The sequence below is a fragment of the Pseudomonas sp. dw_358 genome, from assembly GCF_018449655.1.
GTDB lineage: Bacteria > Pseudomonadota > Gammaproteobacteria > Pseudomonadales > Pseudomonadaceae > Aquipseudomonas.
Map to the genome: position 1 here is coordinate 13038 of NZ_JAAVUX010000025.1, position 18513 is coordinate 31550.

The 18513-nt window shown below is 62.4% G+C and carries 16 protein-coding genes; 5 read left to right on the plus strand and 11 right to left on the minus strand.

The features are described 5' to 3' along the window. Positions 1–51: 51 nt before the first annotated feature. The 8 genes from HB675_RS24340 to HB675_RS24375 all read right to left on the minus strand — a co-directional run bounded on the left by HB675_RS24340 (position 52) and on the right by HB675_RS24375 (position 8931). The gene (locus tag HB675_RS24340) at positions 52–870 is read right to left on the minus strand and encodes a phosphoglycolate phosphatase (protein WP_213881714.1); all 819 of its coding nucleotides are present in this window, start codon (positions 868–870) and stop codon (positions 52–54) included. Beyond that, positions 867–1541 carry a ribulose-phosphate 3-epimerase gene (gene rpe / locus HB675_RS24345; RefSeq protein WP_213881715.1) on the minus strand — a complete coding sequence of 225 codons (675 nt, stop codon included), beginning with the start codon at positions 1539–1541 and terminating at the stop codon, positions 867–869. The genes HB675_RS24340 and rpe overlap by 4 nt, the downstream gene beginning before the upstream one ends. Positions 1542–1606: 65 nt before the next feature. Beyond that, entirely contained in the window at positions 1607–2431 is an 825-nt protein-coding gene (locus tag HB675_RS24350; RefSeq protein WP_213881716.1) for an ABC transporter permease, read from the minus strand. An 11-nt stretch (positions 2432–2442) separates the two neighbouring features. Further along, positions 2443–3690, minus strand: coding sequence for an ABC transporter permease (locus HB675_RS24355; RefSeq protein ID WP_213881717.1), 1248 nt, complete (start codon positions 3688–3690; stop codon positions 2443–2445). A 72-nt stretch (positions 3691–3762) separates the two neighbouring features. Beyond that, complete coding sequence (locus HB675_RS24360) at positions 3763–4800, minus strand: ABC transporter substrate-binding protein (RefSeq protein ID WP_213881718.1); 1038 nt, start codon at positions 4798–4800, stop codon at positions 3763–3765. A 58-nt stretch (positions 4801–4858) separates the two neighbouring features. Further along, positions 4859–5980 carry an ABC transporter ATP-binding protein gene (locus HB675_RS24365; RefSeq protein ID WP_213881719.1) on the minus strand — a complete coding sequence of 374 codons (1122 nt, stop codon included), beginning with the start codon at positions 5978–5980 and terminating at the stop codon, positions 4859–4861. A 289-nt stretch (positions 5981–6269) separates the two neighbouring features. Next, a complete protein-coding gene (locus HB675_RS24370; protein WP_213881720.1) occupies positions 6270–6899 on the minus strand; it encodes a response regulator in 630 nt (209 codons plus the stop codon). 28 nt (positions 6900–6927) lie between these two features. After that, a complete protein-coding gene (locus HB675_RS24375) occupies positions 6928–8931 on the minus strand; it encodes a transporter substrate-binding domain-containing protein (RefSeq protein ID WP_213881721.1) in 2004 nt (667 codons plus the stop codon). 110 nt (positions 8932–9041) lie between these two features. On the opposite strand from HB675_RS24375, the gene HB675_RS24380 reads away from it, so the two are divergent. After that, positions 9042–10046: an alpha/beta hydrolase family protein gene (locus tag HB675_RS24380; protein WP_213881722.1), complete on the plus strand. Its 1005-nt coding sequence runs from the start codon at positions 9042–9044 to the stop codon at positions 10044–10046. A 10-nt stretch (positions 10047–10056) separates the two neighbouring features. Here the strand turns inward: HB675_RS24380 and HB675_RS24385 are convergent, their stop codons facing one another. Genes HB675_RS24385 through HB675_RS24395 form a run of 3 tightly spaced genes read right to left on the minus strand, consistent with a single transcriptional unit; the run spans position 10057 to position 12519 of the window. Beyond that, a complete protein-coding gene (locus tag HB675_RS24385) occupies positions 10057–10824 on the minus strand; it encodes a TerB family tellurite resistance protein (protein WP_213881723.1) in 768 nt (255 codons plus the stop codon). Between the two features lies 1 nt (position 10825). Beyond that, entirely contained in the window at positions 10826–11497 is a 672-nt protein-coding gene (gene murU, locus HB675_RS24390; protein ID WP_213881724.1) for an N-acetylmuramate alpha-1-phosphate uridylyltransferase MurU, read from the minus strand. Continuing rightward, positions 11494–12519, minus strand: a complete 1026-nt coding sequence (locus tag HB675_RS24395) for a phosphotransferase (RefSeq protein WP_213881725.1) — start codon at positions 12517–12519, stop codon at positions 11494–11496. The genes murU and HB675_RS24395 overlap by 4 nt, the downstream gene beginning before the upstream one ends. Positions 12520–12648: 129 nt before the next feature. Here HB675_RS24395 and HB675_RS24400 point away from each other — a divergent pair, with 129 nt between their 5' ends. The 4 genes from HB675_RS24400 to rsmA are packed head-to-tail and all read left to right on the plus strand — an operon-like array spanning position 12649 to position 18503. Beyond that, positions 12649–15429: an LPS-assembly protein LptD gene (locus HB675_RS24400; protein WP_213881726.1), complete on the plus strand. Its 2781-nt coding sequence runs from the start codon at positions 12649–12651 to the stop codon at positions 15427–15429. Beyond that, complete coding sequence (locus HB675_RS24405; protein WP_213881727.1) at positions 15410–16726, plus strand: peptidylprolyl isomerase; 1317 nt, start codon at positions 15410–15412, stop codon at positions 16724–16726. Before HB675_RS24400 ends, HB675_RS24405 begins: the two co-directional genes overlap by 20 nt. Further along, positions 16726–17712, plus strand: a complete 987-nt coding sequence (gene pdxA, locus HB675_RS24410; RefSeq protein ID WP_213881748.1) for a 4-hydroxythreonine-4-phosphate dehydrogenase PdxA — start codon at positions 16726–16728, stop codon at positions 17710–17712. Before HB675_RS24405 ends, pdxA begins: the two co-directional genes overlap by 1 nt. Continuing rightward, positions 17709–18503, plus strand: coding sequence for a 16S rRNA (adenine(1518)-N(6)/adenine(1519)-N(6))-dimethyltransferase RsmA (gene rsmA / locus HB675_RS24415; protein WP_213881728.1), 795 nt, complete (start codon positions 17709–17711; stop codon positions 18501–18503). The genes pdxA and rsmA overlap by 4 nt, the downstream gene beginning before the upstream one ends. The last annotated feature ends 10 nt before the right edge of the window (positions 18504–18513 follow it).

An 18513-nucleotide genomic window follows, 5' to 3' on the forward strand; every position in this document is an offset into this window, starting at 1 on the left:
GCAAACGGTCGGGTAGGCAAACGTGCCGGCACACAAGCCGGCGGATGAAAGTCAGGCGCGCCAACGCCAGCGGGCCAAGGCCTTGATGACTTTCATCCAGAGTTTGCGGGTGACCACCACGATGGAATCTCTACGGCAGGGGGAAAAATCGTCCGCCAACGTTATCTCAGCGGCCGAATCTGCGCAACCGGGGATCAGCGCTCGCAGATCGTCGATGACCATGGCCGGCGACTCGTCGGCAATCGGCCGGCCATGGTTATAGCCATAGCTCAAGGCCACGCAAGGCACATTGGCGGCTTTGGCCGCCTGGACATCGGAGCGCGAGTCGCCCACGAACAGCGCCTGGTGAGCCGGCACGCCGGCCATTTTCATCACAAAAAACAGCGCCGCCGGGTCCGGTTTCTGCTGGGGCAGGGTGTCACCCCCGATGATCCACTTGAAATAACGGCCCAGCTTCAACTCGTCCAGCAGAGGCGCGACAAAACGCTCGGGCTTGTTGGTGATCATGGCCATCGGCACCTTGCGCTTGCGCAGCCACTTCAAGGTTTCGACCACGCCGGGGTACACCACGGTCAATTCATGGTTGTCCGCGTAGGCCTCCATGAACAGCGCCAGCGCCTGCTCGGCTTCGGCTTCGTCCACCGCCTCGTGCTCCAGCTGGCCGGCCAACGCCCGGCGCACCAGCACCCGCGCGCCGTTGCCGACCCAGTGGCGCACCGACTCCAGCGCCACCGGCGCACGGTCCATTTGCGCCATTACGACATTGACCGCTGCGGCGAGGTCCGGTACCGAATCCACCAAGGTGCCGTCCAGATCGAACATCACCAGTTTCGGCAGGTTGCCGGAGAACAGCTGGGCGAAGGCACTCATGCGCGGGCGAGAGCCAGTTCCGCGCGCATCTGCTCGATCACTTCACGGTAGTTCGGCGCATTGAAAATGGCCGAGCCGGCAACGAAGGTATCAGCGCCAGCGGCGGCGATCTCGCGGATATTGGCCACATTGACGCCGCCGTCGATCTCCAGGCGAATGTCACGTCCGCTGGCGTCGATCAAGGCGCGCGCTTCACGCAGCTTGGTCAGGGTGCCAGGGATGAATTTCTGCCCACCGAAGCCCGGGTTGACGCTCATGAGCAGGATCATGTCGACCTTGTCCATCACGTACTCCAGCAGGCTCAGAGGCGTGGCCGGGTTGAACACCAGGCCAGACTTGCAGCCGCCTTCACGCACCAACTGCAACGAGCGGTCGATGTGCAGGGTCGCCTCGGGATGGAAGGTGATGGAGCTGGCACCGGCTTCGATGAAGTCGCCAATGATACGGTCCACAGGGCTGACCATCAGGTGCACGTCGATCGGTGCGGTCACGCCGTACTTGCGCAACGCCGCGCAGACCATCGGGCCGATGGTCAGGTTGGGCACATAGTGATTGTCCATGACATCGAAATGGATCATGTCCGCGCCGGCGGCGAGAACCTTGTCGACTTCTTCACCCAGGCGGGCGAAATCTGCAGAAAGAATGGACGGAGCTATGAAGAAAGGCTGCATGACGCACCTGTTGGCTGGAATCACGGTGGGGCGCATTGTACATCACCCGCACCGCGATCAGGCCATCAGGCCGCCGTGCGCAACTTCTCGCCGCGCCCGCGCAGCCACTCCAGGGTCAGCAGCAACACCACCGAAAAGGCGATGAGCAAGGTCGCCGCCGCCGCGATGGTGGGGCTCAGGTTTTCGCGAATGCCGCTGAACATCTGGCGTGGCAGGGTCGCCTGTTCGGGTCCGGCGAGGAACAGCGTCACCACCACTTCGTCGAACGAGGTGGCAAAAGCGAACAGCGCCCCGCTGATTACCCCGGGGGCAATCAACGGCAAGGTCACCCGAAAGAAGGTCTCCAGCGGCGCGGCCCCCAGGCTGGCGGCTGCCCGCACCAGGTTATGGTTGAAACCTTGCAGCGTAGCCGACACGGTGATGATCACGAAGGGCACACCCAGCACCGCATGCACCAGGATCAACGAAACAAAGCTGTTGCCCAGGCCAAGCGGCGCAAAGAACAGGTAGCTGGCCACACCGACGATCACCACCGGCACCACCATCGGCGAAATCACCAGGGCCATCACCAGCGCTTTGCCGGGGAAGTTGCCACGGGTCAGGCCAATGGCAGCCAATGTACCGAAGACCATGGCCAGCACGGTGGCCGCCGGGGCAACGATGACGCTGTTGCGCAGGGCGCGCATCCATTCATCCGAGGTGAAGAAATCCTGGTACCAATGCAGGGAAAACCCCTGCAGCGGATAGACCAGAAAACTGCCGCCGTTGAACGACAACGGAATGATCACCAGCACCGGCAAGATCAGGAACAACAGGATGAGGCCACACAAAATGCGCAGGCTGTAGAACCAGATGCGTTCGATGGGCGACAGGTAAGGGCTGCTCGACATGATGACGCTCCTCAGCTCAGGCGCAGGCGGCTGGCACCGACCAATTTGTTGTAGATCAGGTAGAGCACCACCGTTGCCAACAGCAGCAAACCGCCCAGCGCCGTGGCCATGCCCCAGTTGATGCTGACGTTGGTGTAGAACGCCACGAAGTAGCTGACCATCTGATCGTTCGGGCTGCCCAGCAAGGCCGGGGTGATGTAGTAACCAATCGCCAGAATGAACACCAGCAGGCAGCCGGCGCCGACACCGGCATAGGTCTGTGGGAAATACACCCGCCAGAAGCTGGCGAAGGGATGGCAGCCCAGGGAGATGGCGGCGCGCATGTAGGTGGGCGAAATGCCCTTCATCACGCTGTAGATCGGCAGAATCATGAATGGCAGCAGAATGTGAACCATGGAGATGTACACGCCGACCCGGTTGAACACCAATTCCAGCGGGTGATCGATGATGCCCATGGCCATCAGTGCGCTGTTGATCAGGCCACCCGATTGCAGCAGGACGATCCAGGCCGCCACGCGCACCAGAATCGAAGTCCAGAAAGGCAACAGCACCATGATCATCAGCAGATTGCTGCGCCGGGCCGGGAGATTGGCCAGGAGGTACGCCAACGGGTAGGCCAGCACCAGGCAGATCAACGTGATTACCAGGCCCATCCAGAAAGTCCGGGCGAAGATGTCCAGGTAAATAGCCTGGTCCGGGGTCGCCGGGGCCACCTGGCCGGAGTCGTCGATGCGATGGTCCACCGAGGCCAGCAGGTAATACGCCGTGACGCTGCTGCCGTTACGCCGAATGGCCTGCCAATAGGCCGGATCGCCCCAGCGCTCGTCGAGGTTTTCCAGGGCTTCTTTATAAGAGGCCGGCGTACCATTGAAGGGCAATGCGCGGCCGGTTTTCATCAGCAGGCTGCGGTAGCCGGCCAATTCCATGTTCAGGCGTTTGGACAAGTCGCCAAGTTTCTGTTCTTTGCGGGCCTGAGCCAGATCTTCGCTCAGGGCCAGATAGACCGGCTCGTCGGGCAGGCCGCGGCCATCCCAATGGGCAATGGCTGCCACGGTACGGGGCAAGGCCCCCACCACTTCCGGGTTTTCGACGCTTTTGTACAACAGCGCCACGATGGGCACCAGAAACACCAACAGAAGGAAGAGCACCAATGGCGCGATCAAGGCTTGCGCCTTCCAGCGGTTGACCCGCTCGGCACGGGCCAGGCGTTGCTTCAGGCTGGGGCCAGTGACATCGGCCAGCGGTACGGTGAGGGCCATCGAGAACTCCTTGAACCCTTGCAGCGATGGCCGCGCGCCTTGCGGTGCGCGGCATGACGGTGTTGCCGTGACTTACTTGGCAGCCCAGGCGTTGAAACGCTGTTCCAGCTGCTCGCCGTTGTCAGCCCAGAAGCTCACGTCGATCTGCACCTGGTTGGCGATGTTTTCCGGGGTGGTCGGCATGTCCTTCAAGACAGTCTTGTCCAGCAGCGGCACCGCCAGCGTGTTGGCCGGGCCGTAGGCAATGTTTTCCGAATAGATCTTCTGCTGCCCCGGGGAGACCGAATAGGCAATGAACTTCTTCGCCGCTTCGGCATTCTTTGCGCCCTTCGGGATAGCCCACGCATCAAAGTCGTAGATGCCGCCGTTCCAGACCACTTTCAGGTTGCTCTCTTTCTGCACGGCAGCGATGCGGCCGTTGTAGGCCGAGCTCATCACCACGTCACCCGAGGCCAGGTACTGCGGCGGCTGGGCACCGGCTTCCCACCACTGGATGTAAGGCTTGAGCTGGTCGAGCTTCTTGAAGGCGCGGTCTTGGCCGTCTTTGCTGGCAAGCACTTTGTAGACGTCCTTGGGTGCCACGCCGTCGGCCATCAAGGCGAATTCCAGGGTGTACTTGGCACCCTTGCGCAGGCCGCGCTTGCCGGGGAATTTCTTGGTGTCCCAGAAATCCGCCCAGCTGGTCGGTGCGGTTTTCAACTTATCGGCGTTGTAGGCCAGCACGGTGGACCAGACGAAGAAACCGACGCCGCACGTCTGGATGGCGCCTTTGACGTAGTCACCCGAGTTGCCGAACATTTTCGGGTCAAGGGTTTCGAACATGTCTTCGTCGCAACCGCGGGACAGCTCGGGGGATTCGACTTCCACCAGGTCCCAGGTCACGCTCTTGGTGTCGACCATGGCTTTGACCTTGGCCATCTCGCCGTTGTACTCGCCAGCGATGATTTTGCCATTGCCTGCGGCTTCCCACGGCTCGTAGAACGCCTTGACCTGGGCCGCCTTGTTGGTCCCGCCAAACGAGACGACCGTCAGATCAGGGCCGGCAGCCATGACCTGAGCTGCCGCCAGCATGCCCAGGGTCAGGGCTGTGAATTTGAGGTGCTTGAGCATCGGTGTTCTCTCCAAATTGCAGGTTGGTGAGGCAGTGGCGCGAACGAGTCGGCCTGTTCTAATGACTTTCCAATGGGTCGAGCGCACGAGCGTGCTCGACTTCCCAGCCCAGCGGCACAACGTCCCCCACGGCCAGCGCAGGATCGAGCTCGGCAATGGGTTGTTTCACATAAAAATCGGTCAGGCCGCACACTTCCAGGCGCACACGCACGTGATCGCCCAGATAGACGAATTCGGCGACGCGACCGGAGAAGCGGTTCACGCACAGATCGCTGGCACCGTTGAGGCGCACCCGCTCAGGACGCACCGAGAGGGTCACCGCTGCCCCCGGCTGGCCTACGTTGATGGCCAGCGCCTCGACCCGCTCGCCCCGGGGCAGCCCTACCAGGCAGCGGTCACCGGTCCGGCTGATCAACTGCCCGCTGAGGCGGTTGTTCTCGCCGATGAAGTTGGCGACAAAGGTGTTCTTCGGGGATTCGTAAAGGGTGCGCGGTGCATCGATCTGCTGGATCTCGCCTTGGTGGAACACCGCGACCCGGTCGGACATGGTCAGCGCTTCGCCCTGATCGTGGGTCACGTAGACCACGGTCACGCCCAAGCGTTGATGCAAATGCTTGATCTCCATCTGCATGTGTTCGCGCAGTTGTTTGTCCAGTGCCCCCAGGGGTTCGTCCATCAGCACCAGCTGCGGCTCGAACACCAGTGCACGGGCCAGCGCCACACGCTGTTGCTGGCCGCCGGACAATTGCGCCGGATAGCGCGCGGCGAAGGCATCGAGCTGCACCATGCCGAGCACGCGCTTGACCCGCTCGGTGATGTCGGTCTTGCTCAATTTGCGCACCGACAACGGAAAGGCCAGGTTCTCGGCCACGGTCATGTGCGGGAACAGCGCGTAGTTCTGGAACACCATGCCGATGTCACGCTTGTGGGGCGGCACATGGTTGATCGAACGCCCGGCCAGGAGAATTTCCCCGGCAGTCGGGGTTTCGAAACCGGCCAGCATCATCAGACTGGTGGTCTTGCCCGACCCCGACGGCCCGAGCAGGGTCAGAAACTCGCCCTTGCGGATGTCCAGGTTGAGGTCTTTGACGATCAACTGCTCACCGTCGTAGCTCTTTTGCACGCCACGAAAACTGACCAGCACCTCGTTCGCCCCAGCGCTTGCTTCGACCTCGCTCATACCCACACCCTTGCGTTCATGACTAGCAGTGCACGCAGAGTAGTGAAGGCCACAGCCGGGGCACATCGGGACAGGAGAGAGATTGGGGTAGGGATTGCCCTACAAGGATGGCGCATTCAGATACGCCATCCTCGGCAGGACCGAGTTTGCCCGGGGAATCGATATGGCCTGCTTCCCCAGCAAGCTCGGTCCTGCGCGGGTGGCGGTGTATCAAGTGTTCATGAGGCCCTGTCGTTTCTGGATCGAGACGATTGAAGGGTTTGCGCAAAACAGCATCTGAAGGTCGCTTTCAGACCAACTTGTGCTCCATTGCATACTTCACCAGCTCTGCCAATGACGCGACATTGAGCTTTTGCATCAGCCGCGCCTTGTGGGTGCTGATGGTCTTGCTGCTCAGCGCCAGTTGCTGAGCGATGTCGTTGACGTTGGCGCCTTGCGCGAGGCGCTCGAACACCGAGAACTCGCGCTCGGAGAGCAGCGAGTGCAATGGCCGCGATTCGGTCAGGCCGACCTCGAAGATCATCCGGTCGGCCAGGTCCGGATCGATATAGCGGCTGCCCGCCGCGACCCGGCGAATAGCGGTGAGCAGCAGCGCCGGGTCACTGTCCTTGGTGGCGTAGCCGGCCGCGCCGTTTTTCAGGGCCCGAGCGGCCATCTGTGCTTCGTCATGCATGGACAACACCAGGATCGCCGGCGGACTGCTCAGCGCGCGAATGCGCGGGATGGCTTCGAGGCCGTTGACCCCGGGCATGGAGATGTCCAGCAACACCACGTCGCACGGGACATGGCGCAAGGTTTCCAGCAGTTGCTCGCCATGACTGGCTTCACCGACCACCAACAGGTCTGGCGCCATGCCGATCAGCTGCTTGATGCCCTCGCGGACAATGGTGTGGTCTTCAGCCACCAATACACGAATCACTGCGGCTCTCCATCCTGCTCAAAAAAGATCAATCGAACGGCACCCGCACGGTCAGGCTGGTGCCCTCCCCCGGCTCGCTGTCCAGCTCCAGCGTGCCGCCGAGCATGAGCACCCGTTCGCGCATGCCCACCAGCCCGAAGGACGCGCCGCGCCGGGCCCGGGCATCGAAGCCCTGGCCATCATCACTGATCGTCAGGCACAACTCGCCAGGGCTTTGGTTCAGGCTGATCTGCACAGTATGCGCCTGGGCGTGACGCATGACATTGGTCAGCGCCTCCTGAAGAATCCGGAACAGACCGATCGCCTTCGCATCGCCCAACTCCGACACCACCTCCGGCACTCGCACCAGACAAGGGATCTGCGTGCGCGCCTCGAAGCGCCGGGCCTGCCATTCAATGGCCGAGCCAATGCCGGCGTCGAGAATCGGCGGGCGCAAGGCGCTGGCCACGTCGCGCACCAACTGGAACAACTGGGCGATCAGGCGCTTCATGCTGTTCAGTCGTTCTTGCAGACCGGCGTCCAGATGCCCGTGAGCCAACTCGCACATCGAGGTCTCCAGCTTGAGCACGGTGAGCATCTGGCCCAGTTCGTCATGCACTTCCCGGGCGATCCGGGCCTTTTCTTCTTCGCGCACGCTTTCCAGATGGGCCGAGAGCTCGCGCAGTTGCGCTTCGCTTTGTTGCAAGGCGGCTACCGTGCGGCGCCGCTCGCTGATATCGCTGAGGTAGACCACCAGGTACTCGGCATCCCGCGAGCGCAAGAAGCTCAAGGACAGGTCCACCGGCAGCGCACTGCCATCGGCGCGCATGCACTGACTTTCGTAGCTCTGGGCGACCTGTTCGTTAAGACGCGCATTTTTCCAGCGGGCCATCCAGCGGTCCATGTTCAGCGCCGGTTCGATATCGCTCAACGGCCGGTCAACCAGAGTGCCACGGGTGTAACCCAGTACCTGTTCGGCCGCAGGGTTGGCGTAGCGCACGCGGCTGTCCCAGTTGACCCAGAGAATCCCCACCGTGCTCTGCTCGATGGAAAACTGGGTCAGACGCAGTGCCTCTTCGGCGGTTTCACGCAGGAGGAGGTCGGCTCGCGCGCTCGACAGGGCACGTTCGGTCTGCTGCAAACGTCGGCGCTGGACGATGACAATGGCTGCACTGGCAAAAAACAGCACCAGCAACAGTATGAACAGATTCTCCCAGAAACCGGGCGACTCGCTGAGCTTCGGCGTTTGCGGTTGCAGCCATTGCTTGCGCCATTGATCGAAATCACGGGCCGGGATCACATGCAGGGCCTGTTGCAGGACATTCGCCAGCATGGGCCAGTCACGCCGCGACCCTATGCGCAGCAACTGGGGGAAACCGATGTCTGCGACCACTGCCAACTCGGTAAACTCGGCCTCGTGAGCCAGCCGACTGAACTGCGCTTCATCCACCACGGCAAACCGGGACTGCTGAAGCACCACTGCCTGCAAGGCTTGGCGATCCTGAGTAACACCTTGCAGCGGCAGCCTGGGATAGGTGGTGCGCAGGTAATCGGCAACGGCCGATGGCTGACGCACGGCGATCGGCTCGCTGGTGTCCAGTTGTTCCAGGTCCACTCCGGTGGCACCGCCGCGCAGCCCTGCCAGCAGTTGTGAAACCCGCAAGTAAGGGTCGCTGAACAGCCAATGGCGCAGACCGGCCGGGGTTTGCGCCAGCCCCGGAGCAAAGTCGACGACCCCGCTTTGCAGCGCCACTAAAAGCGCCTCGGGGTCGTTGTAGTTGTGCCACTGCAATTGCACCCCCAGCACGGCGGCCAGGCAGTTGGTGATGTCGACGTTGAGGCCCGACAGTTGCTGCTGGCGGCGATCATACTGGGCGTAAGGCGCCTGCAGCACCACCCCCACCCGCAGCACCGGGTGCTGTTCGAGCCAGTGGCGCTGGGGCTCGTCAAAAGTTGCCGTTGCATTGCCGGGGCCGGACGCGCAAGCCACTTCGACGAGCCCCGCCCCGAGCACCAGACAGGCAATACACAGCAGGTGACGGACAACGGTCATGGAAGCTCTCTTGGGCAGGGGCACGCGACGAAATGAACAGCTACACAAGCTTGGCTGTCTCGGGTAAATACCATTAGTCTGCCGGGATTAGAACTGGCCAGGAACACCCAATGCCTTTCATCGACGTGGAAAACATCACGGCCTGCACGATCAAACGCGCCCTAGTGCCTGCGCTCTGTCTCTCTCTGCTGTGCATCGCCCTGCCCGTGCTGGCCGCCGACCCGGCACCCGCTGCGCCAGCCGCCGCCCCTGATACGATGGCACCGTTGCCTGAACGCAGTCAGGAAGACGCACTGGCCCTGCAGCGGCAACTGCCGGCAGATGAGCAACAACAGTTGCAGGCCGGTGGCGATAACTTCCTGGCCCTCTGGCAACCGGCCAACAGCGGCGCGCCGGAGGGCACCGTCGTGATCGTCCCGGGCGCTGGCGAAACCGCCGACTGGCCCAACACGGTCGGGCCCCTGCGGCGCAAAATGCCCGACGCCAACTGGGCTTCACTGAGCCTGACCTTGCCGGACCTCAGTGGCGACCTGCCCACCGTGGCGCCTGCCGAGCAACCGGCCGGGCCCGTCAGCTCGGACAATAAGTCTTCGCCGCCGGACGCCGGTGCGGGTGTGGAGAAAGCCACCGCGCCTGGGGCCGAAAATGGTTACAAGCCACCGGCAAACGACGCCAATCAGGATCAGACAAAAGCCGATGCCGAGCGGATCTTTGCCCGGATCGACGCTGGCCTGGCTTTCGCCCAGCAAAAAGGTGCGCGCAGCATTGCCCTCGTGGGTCACGGCACGGGGGCCTACTGGGCCGCCCGTTACCTCAACGAGCGCCAAGGGCCGCACGTGCAGAAATTGGTGATGATTGCTGCGAAAACCCCCACCGACGCCACCCAGACCCTGGTTCAACTTCTGCCCGGTCTGAAAGTGCCAACGGCGGACATTTTCTTCAATGACCGCAATCAGGCCCGAGTGGCTGCCGACCAGCGCTTGCAGGCGAGCAAGCGGCTCAAGGACAACGGCTACCGGCAGGTCAATCTGACGCCGATCATCGGCAACAGTGCAGACAACGAAGAACAGGTAGCGCGCAGGGTCAGGGGATTCCTGAGCCCGACGCCTCAATGAAACTCGTGCCTCAGCGAAAGTCCCGCTGCTCGCGGATCAGCGTATAGGCATTGTGCAGCTCGCGGGTGCGCTCGGTCGCCTCACGCAGTTGCGCGGGACTGGCACCAGCGCCGACGAGCTTGTCCGGGTGGTGGCGGCTGAGCAATCGACGGTAAGCGCGCTTGATCATCGCAGGCTCCGTATTGGCCCCTACGCCCAACAGCCGCATGGCTTGTTCATAGGCCCCCTCGCGGCTGGCAAGCGGCCGCTGGCGCGGCTCGTAATCACTGGACAAGGCTTGCACCCGCGCCACCGACCAGCCCAGCCAACTGCCCCATAACACGATCAACTCCCGCTCGTGCCGGCCTGCGCGGCCGTCAGCCCAGGCCATGCGCCAACACGCTCGCAGCACGCCCTCGGTCGCGTGAGGCTGCGAACCCAGGCGCTCCAGAGAAACCCGCAGGTCGTCCTGGCCACCCTTGCCCCGGTTGAACGAGGCAATGGCGCGCTGCTGGGTCACCTCGCTCATGCCCAGGTCATGCATCTCCTGGCGGGCCTGCTGGATATGGCCAGGCGCAACCACACCGTCAGCCTTGGCCAGACGCCCGAGCATGATGAATAGCAACTCATCATTGCGCAGCGTCGGACGCCCCTTGAGTCGCTCCCTCAATTCCTTCCAGCTGCGCAACTGCAACTGCCGGTCCACCACCTGCCCCAGCAGCACGCCCAGCATCGCCCCCGGGATACTGGCAACGTAATAGCCGGCCACCGCACCGATTACCGTCCCTGGCCACAGCATCTCAGGCGTTGTCCTTGAGCAGGCGTTCGGCCTCCGCCAGGCGTTCGTGGGTGCCCACGTCAACCCAACGGCCGCGATAATGCTCGCCGCTGACCTGCCCCAAAGCCATGGCATTGCGGTACAGCGGCGCAAGTTTGTGCACCCCTGGCGTGCAGCCGTGGAACAGTTCCGGGGTGAGCACGGCCAGACCGGCGTAAGTCAGGCGCGGATCAAGGTGAGGCACATCGCGCACCTGGCCTTCGACCAGAGAGAAATCCCCGGCCGGGTGATGCTCAGGATTATCCACCAGCACCAGGTGCGCCAGGCCCCTGAGGGGCACGCGCAGGGCAGCAAAATCGTAGTCGGTCCAGACGTCGCCATTGACCAGCACAAATGGCTCGGCGCCCAGCAAAGGCAGTGCCTTGAGAATTCCCCCCGCGGTTTCCAGCGGCTCGCCCTCGGCGGAATACTGGATGTGCAGGCCAAAGCGCGACCCGTCACCCAGGCCATCCTCAATCTGCCGACCCAGCCAGGCGTGGTTGATCACCACCTCGTGGAAGCCTGCGGCCGCCAGCGCTCGAAGGTGGTATTCAATCAGCGGCGAACCGCCCACCGGCAGCATGGGTTTGGGCGTGTGCAGCGTCAGCGGGCGCATGCGCTCCCCCTTGCCGGCCGCGAGAATCATTGCTTTCATCGAGAGACTCCGGCCGCCGTGTGCAGCTCATCGATCAGTTGGCCCAGCTCCGCCAGTTCCGGACGGCGCGCCAGCACTTCTTCTATATAAGTAAAGAAGCGCGGCACGTCGGCCAGGTAACGAGGTTTACCGTCGCGATGGCAGATGCGGGCAAAAATACCGATCACTTTGAGGTGCCGCTGCACACCCATCAGGTCACTGGCGCGATGAAATTCCTCGAAGCGCTCCTGGACTGGGATGCCCCGGGCCGCTGCCAGTTCCCAGTAACGGCGCAACCAGGCTTCGACCCGGGCTTGCGGCCAGCTCAGGAACGCGTCCTTGAACAGGCAGGTAATGTCGTAGGTCACAGGGCCATACACCGCGTCCTGAAAGTCCAGAACACCTGGATTGGGCGCGCTCTGCATGAGGTTGCGCGGCATGAAATCCCGGTGCACCAGCACCTTGGGCTGGGCCAGGGCGCTGTCGATCAATTGCTCGCTGACCCGCTCCCAGCGGGCCTGCTGCTCGCTGTCGAGGGTCAGTTTCAGCTCGCGCGCAACATACCATTCGGGAAACAACTGCAGCTCGCGACGTAGCAGCGCCACATCGTAGCTGGGCAGCGGTGCGTCCATGGCCAACTGCTGGTAAGCCAGCAGCGCCTCCATGGCATCGGCGAACAGCGTGTCGGCGTTGTCCGGGGTGATGATATCCAGGTAGGTCTGGGCACCCAGATCGCTGAGCAAAAGGAAGCCGCGATCGAGGTCTTCAGCGAGAATTTCCGGCACGTGAATGGCGGATTTTTTCAGCAATGCGGCGATTTCCACGAACGGCCGGCAGTTTTCATGTGGCGGCGGCGCGTCCATGACAATAAAACTGCGACCCTCGGCCTGCCAGCGAAAATACCGCCGGAAACTCGCATCGCTACTGGCCGCGACCAGCGTGGCCGGGGGTATCGCGCCCAAGCCGTGAGCGGCAAAAAGTTTTGTCAGCTGTTGTTCAAGCCAAGTTTCGAGCTGTTGCAGACGTACATCTTGATCGGGCATTGCAAGGGTCTCCGACGGCGCTAGCCGCCAAGCGGGTCATGCTTTATTATCCGGAATCTTTTTCAGACCATCGAGAGGCGTGCGGCCCCCCCGCGGGCAGATGGCACGCAGGAAGCCCGGACTAATAAGATGGCATTGAAATCCCCCGCGTTTCGTAAAAAATTTCCGTTGCTGGTCACAGGCGGTTTGCTGGCCATGCAACCTCTGGCCACACCCATGGTATATGCCGCCGAACAGTATGACTGTTCTGTTTCCGCTGCGGGAGCCTGGGACTGCAAACCCCGCGCCGAAGTCGGAAATCTGCCGCCGCGTCCCGTGCGCGAGGACCCTGCCTCGGCAGCTCCCGGCGCCGCCGTGGCCGACGCAGACGCCAAGCCCAAACAGGTGACCGAGGCCAAAGGCCGCGGACTGAGGTCGCGCAGCACCGACTACAGCCACCTGGACTGGGTCCCGCGTGACAAGCTCACCCCGGCGCAACTGGCCGAGGCTGGCCCGTATTGCGCCGGCTCCTACATCGAGCCGACCCGCCCGGGCATGAACGACAAGACGTCGAAGAAAGACTCGCCGACCTTCATCGGCGCCAAGGCTTCGCGTTACGATCAGGACTCGCAAGTCGCGACCCTGGCCGGTGACGTCGTCATGCGCCAGGGCAGTATGCAAATCGAAGCCGACGAGGCCAGCCTGAACCAGGCCCAGAGCCACGGCGAACTCACCGGCAACGTCAAGCTGCGCGACAACGGCGCATTGCTGGTGGGCGACCACGCCACCGTGCAGATGGACACCGGCGAAGCCCAGGTGGACAACGCCGAATACGTCCTGCACCAGCAGGGCATCCGCGGCAGTGCGTTGTATGCCAAGCGCGCCGAGAACTCGATCATCCGTCTCAAGGACGGTACGTACACCTCGTGCGAACCGAGCAGCAACGCCTGGGAAATCAAGGGCAACAACATCACCTTGAACCCGGCTACCGGTTTCGGTACCGCGACCAACGCCACGCTGCGGGTCAAGGACATTCCGATCCTGTATACGCCGTACATCTATTTCCCGATCGACAAGCGTCGTCAATCCGGCTTCCTGCCGCCGAGCTTCGGCACCGGCAGCGACACCGGCTTCACCCTGATGACGCCGTACTACTTCAACCTGGCGCCGAACTACGACGCCACGGTATATCCACGCTACATGGCCAAGCGCGGCATGATGGTGGAAGGCGAGTTCCGTTACCTGACGCCTTCCAGCGAAGGGCAACTGGGCGCCGCCTACCTGAACGACCAGGACGACGAGCGTGACGGTCAGTCCGATGCAACAGATCAGCGCTACATGCTCCACTGGGAGCATCAAGGTGGCTTGTCGGACCGCATCAGCACCAGGGTCGACTACACCAAGATCAGCGACCCGTACTACTTTCAGGATCTGTCCACCAATGAGTCGGGTATCGGCAACACCGACTACGTGAACCAGCAGGGCGTCGTCAACTATCGTGGCGACACCTTCAATGCCATGTTGAACGTGCAGAAGTACCAACTGGCGAACGTCTCCGACACCACGCCTTACGATCGCCTGCCGCAACTGCTGCTCACCGGCGCGTTGCCGGAACACCCATTCGGTCTGAACTTCGCCTACAAGGCCGAGGCCGTTCGCTTCCAGCGTGATCTGCTCACCGGTAACTACACCGACGAAGACGGCAACGTCAGCCCGCGCCTGGACAATAATGTCTTCGGTCTGGCCCGTGCCAATGGCAATCGCTTTTCCGTATCGCCGACCATCAGCCTGCCGATGCAGTCGACCTATGGTTTCGTCAAGCCAAGCCTGAAGTACGTGTATACCCAGTACGACCTGGACCTCGACTCAGAGGGCAAGGCAAACCTGCTGTCGGCCATGAACCAGCAAGCGGGCTACCGCCAGAGCTACGACAGCTCGCCTTCGCTCTCGATCCCTGTCGCCAGCATCGACAGCGGCCTGTATTTCGACCGCAACACCAACTGGTTCGGCACCAACTATCGCCAGACCCTGGAACCGCGGGCCTACTACCTGTATGTCCCGTATCGCAATCAGAATGACATTCCGGTCTTCGATACCGGGGAAAACACCTTCGACTTCGCCTCGCTGTTTCGCGACAACCGCTTCTCCGGGTCCGACCGTGTCGGCGACGAGAACAAGCTGTCGCTGGGCGTGACCAGCCGCTGGATTCAGGACAACGGTTTCGAACGCCAGCGCTACAGCATCGGTCAAGCCATCTACTTCGCCGACCGCAAGGTGCAGCTGCCTGGCATCGATTACGACACTCGCAAGGATGCCCAGACCAACCAGTCGCCGATCGCCCAGGAATACGAATATCGCTTCAACAAGGACTGGCGCTTCACCGGCAACCTGAACTGGGACCCGGACACCGACAGCACCCGTTCGGGCGCGGCGATGTTCCACTACCAGCCAGCAAACGACCCGAACAAAGTGGTCAACTTCGGTTATCGCTATCGTAACGACCTGATTCACTACGACGCTTCCACCGGCAAGTGGCAAGTGGGCGGTGGTGACTATGGCACACCGGGTCAGCCTGGTTATATCAAGGACTACTACAAGATCCAGCAGCATGACTTCTCGGTCATCTGGCCGGTGGTTCCGAAGTGGAACGCTATCGCTCGCTGGGAATACGACTACAACCGTCAACGTACGCTGGAAGCGTTCGGTGGTTTCGAATACGACAACTGCTGCTGGAAGATGCGCCTGATCACCCGTTACTGGGTCGACTACGACGAAACCAGCCAGCTGCTGCCGGAAAACGAAAAAGGCGACCGTGGCGTGTTCCTGCAAATCGTGCTGAAAGGCCTGGGTGGCATCGTTGGCACCAAGGTTGATAGCTTCCTCGACAAAGGCATTGAAGGTTATCGTGAACGTGAAGACCAAGCTAATTGATCGTCTGCGCCCGCTGTTGCTGGGCGCGCTGTTACTGGGCACTGCGGCACATGCCGAGGTCAAGCCACTGGATCGGGTCGTCGCCATCGTCGATAACGATGTAGTCATGCAAAGCCAACTCGACCAGCGCATTCACGAAGTGCAGCAAACGATCGCCAAGCGGGGGGCCGAGGTGCCTCCCGCCGATGTTCTGCAACAGCAGGTCCTGGATCGCCTGATCCTGGAAAACCTGCAGTTGCAGATCGGCGAGCGCTCCGGCATTCGGGTCACCGACGAGGACCTCAACCAGGCCATGGGCACCATTGCGCAGCGCAATGGCATGAACCTGGATCAATTCCGCGCCGCGTTGGCACACGACGGTCTGTCTTATGACGATGCCCGTGACCAGGTGCGTCGAGAGATGATCATCAGCCGCGTCCGTTCGCGCCGTGTGGCCGAACGGATCCAGGTATCGGAGCAGGAAGTGAAGAACTTCCTCGCCTCGGACCTTGGCAAGATGCAGCTCTCCGAAGAATTCCACCTGGCCAACATCCTCACGCCGACACCCGAGAATGCCAACGCCGAAGCCATCCAGGCGGCAGCCAAGCAGTCGATGGACCTCTACAACCAGCTCAAGGCCGGCGCTGACTTCGGCCAACTGGCCATCGCCAAGTCCACCAGCGACAACGCCCTGGAAGGCGGCGACATGGGCTGGCGCAAGGCAGCCCAGCTACCACCTCCGTTCGACAAACTGCTCGGCACCCTGGCCGTGGGTGACATCACCCAGCCGGTGCGCACGCCCGGTGGTTTCATCATCCTCAAAGTGCTGGAGAAGCGCGGCGGCGAAACCGTCACCCGCGATGAAGTGCACGTGCGTCATATCCTGATCAAGCCGAACGAGATCCGCAGCGACGAAGAGACTCATCTTCTGGCTGACCGTCTGTACGACCGGGTCAAGAATGGTGAGGATTTTGGCGAGCTGGCGAAGAGCTTCTCCGAAGACCCGGGCTCCGCGCTCAACGGTGGTGACCTGAACTGGGTCGATCCGAGCTCCCTGGTGCCCGAATTCCGCCAGGTGATGAACGAAACGCCGGTGGACACCGTGTCCAAGCCGTTCCATACCCAGTACGGCTGGCACATCCTCGAAGTCCTGGGACGCCGCGCCACCGACAGCACCGAGCAGGCCCGCGAGCAGCAGGCCATGACGGTCTTGCGCAACCGCAAATACGACGAAGAACTGCAGAACTGGCTGCGTCAGATCCGTGACGAAGCCTATGTCGAAATCAAGTTGCCTGGCGCCGACCAGGCCGCGCAGTGATCTCCCGCCGTTTTGCGTTGACGCCCGGCGAGCCGGCGGGCATAGGTCCAGACCTATGCCTGCTGCTCGCCACCCAGGCCCAGCCCTACCCCCTGATTGCCATCACCAGCCGTGACCTGCTCGCCGAGCGGGCCACCCAGCTGGGTGTGGCCGTCGACCTGATACTGGTCGACCCCGACGCCCTGCCCGATGCCCCGGCCGCTGCCGGGGCTTTGTATGTGTGGGACACGCCGCTGGGGGCACCGGTGCAGACGGGCGTACTGGACAAGCGCAACGCCGATTTCGTTTTGCAGACGTTGACCCGCGCCGGCCAGGGCTGCCTGGACGGGCGTTTCGCGGCAATGATCACCGCGCCGGTTCACAAAGGGGTGATCAACGACGGTGGCATCGCCTTTTCCGGCCACACCGAGTTCCTCGCCGAGCTGACCCAGACCGAACAAGTGGTGATGATGCTGGCCACCGGGGATCTGCGAGTTGCCCTGGTCACCACCCATCTGCCGTTGCGTGACGTGGCCGATGCCATTACCGCCGAGCGCCTGGAACGGGTCACGCGCATTCTGCACCGCGACCTGCGAAACAAGTTCGGCCTGGCCCGGCCACGCATCCTCGTCTGCGGGCTCAACCCCCATGCCGGCGAAAGCGGTCATCTGGGCCGAGAAGAACTGGACATCATCGAACCGACCCTCGAACGGCTGCGCGGCGAAGGCATGGACCTTCGCGGACCGCTACCGGCCGATACTCTTTTTACCCCCAAATATCTGGAGCACTGCGATGCAGTGCTGGCGATGTACCACGATCAGGGCCTCCCCGTACTCAAGTACAAGGGCTTTGGCGCGGCGGTGAACATCACTCTCGGCTTGCCGATCATCCGCACCTCGGTTGATCACGGCACAGCCCTGGACCTGGCCGGCAGCGGCCGGATCGACACCGGCAGCCTGCAAGTCGCGCTGCACACCGCCTACCAGATGGCCGAGACCCATTCATGAGTGAGCAATACCAACACCGGGCGCGCAAGCGCTTTGGCCAGAACTTCCTCCACGATGCTGGCGTGATCGATCGCATCCTGCGTGCCATCCGTGCGCGAGCGGGCGAACGCGTCCTGGAGATCGGTCCAGGCCAGGGCGCCCTGACCGAAGGCCTGCTGGACAGCGGCGCACAGCTGGACGTGGTCGAGCTGGACAAGGACCTGGTGCCGATTCTCAATCACCAGTTCGGCAACCGCGAAAACTTCAGCCTGCATCAGGGCGATGCCCTGAAGTTCGATTTCACCAGCCTGAATGCTGCCCCGGCCAGCCTGCGGGTGGTCGGCAACCTGCCCTACAACATCTCCACCCCGCTGATCTTCCACCTGCTGCAGAACGCTTCGCTGATTCGCGACATGCATTTCATGCTGCAAAAGGAAGTGGTCGAGCGTTTGGCCGCCGGACCCGGCGGCGGCGATTGGGGTCGCCTGTCGATCATGGTGCAGTACCACTGCAAGGTGGAGCACCTGTTCAACGTCGGACCCGGCGCGTTCAATCCGCCGCCCAAGGTCGACTCGGCCATTGTACGGCTGGTGCCCCACGAGGTCCTGCCCTACCCGGCCAAGGATCACCGCCTTCTGGAACGGGTTGTGCGCGAAGCCTTCAATCAACGCCGCAAGACCTTGCGCAACACGCTCAAGGCGCTGTTGCCGGCCGAAGCCATCGAGGCCGCCGGCGTGGACGGCAGCAAGCGTCCCGAGCAGTTGGACCTGGCCGCATTCGTGCGCCTGGCGGATCAGCTGGTGGATCAGTAACCGGTCGCTT

Coding starts and splice junctions, on each gene's coding strand:
- HB675_RS24385 (WP_213881723.1), bottom strand. CDS start 10,824: ATGCTGTGGCCAGGGACGGTAATCGGTGCGGTGGCCGGCTATTACGTT.
- HB675_RS24365 (WP_213881719.1), bottom strand. CDS start 5,980: ATGAGCGAGGTCGAAGCAAGCGCTGGGGCGAACGAGGTGCTGGTCAGT.
- HB675_RS24350 (WP_213881716.1), bottom strand. CDS start 2,431: ATGTCGAGCAGCCCTTACCTGTCGCCCATCGAACGCATCTGGTTCTAC.
- HB675_RS24360 (WP_213881718.1), bottom strand. CDS start 4,800: ATGCTCAAGCACCTCAAATTCACAGCCCTGACCCTGGGCATGCTGGCG.
- HB675_RS24400 (WP_213881726.1), top strand. CDS start 12,649: ATGGCATTGAAATCCCCCGCGTTTCGTAAAAAATTTCCGTTGCTGGTC.
- HB675_RS24340 (WP_213881714.1), bottom strand. CDS start 870: ATGAGTGCCTTCGCCCAGCTGTTCTCCGGCAACCTGCCGAAACTGGTG.
- HB675_RS24355 (WP_213881717.1), bottom strand. CDS start 3,690: ATGGCCCTCACCGTACCGCTGGCCGATGTCACTGGCCCCAGCCTGAAG.
- HB675_RS24375 (WP_213881721.1), bottom strand. CDS start 8,931: ATGACCGTTGTCCGTCACCTGCTGTGTATTGCCTGTCTGGTGCTCGGG.
- HB675_RS24380 (WP_213881722.1), top strand. CDS start 9,042: ATGCCTTTCATCGACGTGGAAAACATCACGGCCTGCACGATCAAACGC.
- rpe (WP_213881715.1), bottom strand. CDS start 1,541: ATGCAGCCTTTCTTCATAGCTCCGTCCATTCTTTCTGCAGATTTCGCC.
- HB675_RS24395 (WP_213881725.1), bottom strand. CDS start 12,519: ATGCCCGATCAAGATGTACGTCTGCAACAGCTCGAAACTTGGCTTGAA.
- rsmA (WP_213881728.1), top strand. CDS start 17,709: ATGAGTGAGCAATACCAACACCGGGCGCGCAAGCGCTTTGGCCAGAAC.
- murU (WP_213881724.1), bottom strand. CDS start 11,497: ATGAAAGCAATGATTCTCGCGGCCGGCAAGGGGGAGCGCATGCGCCCG.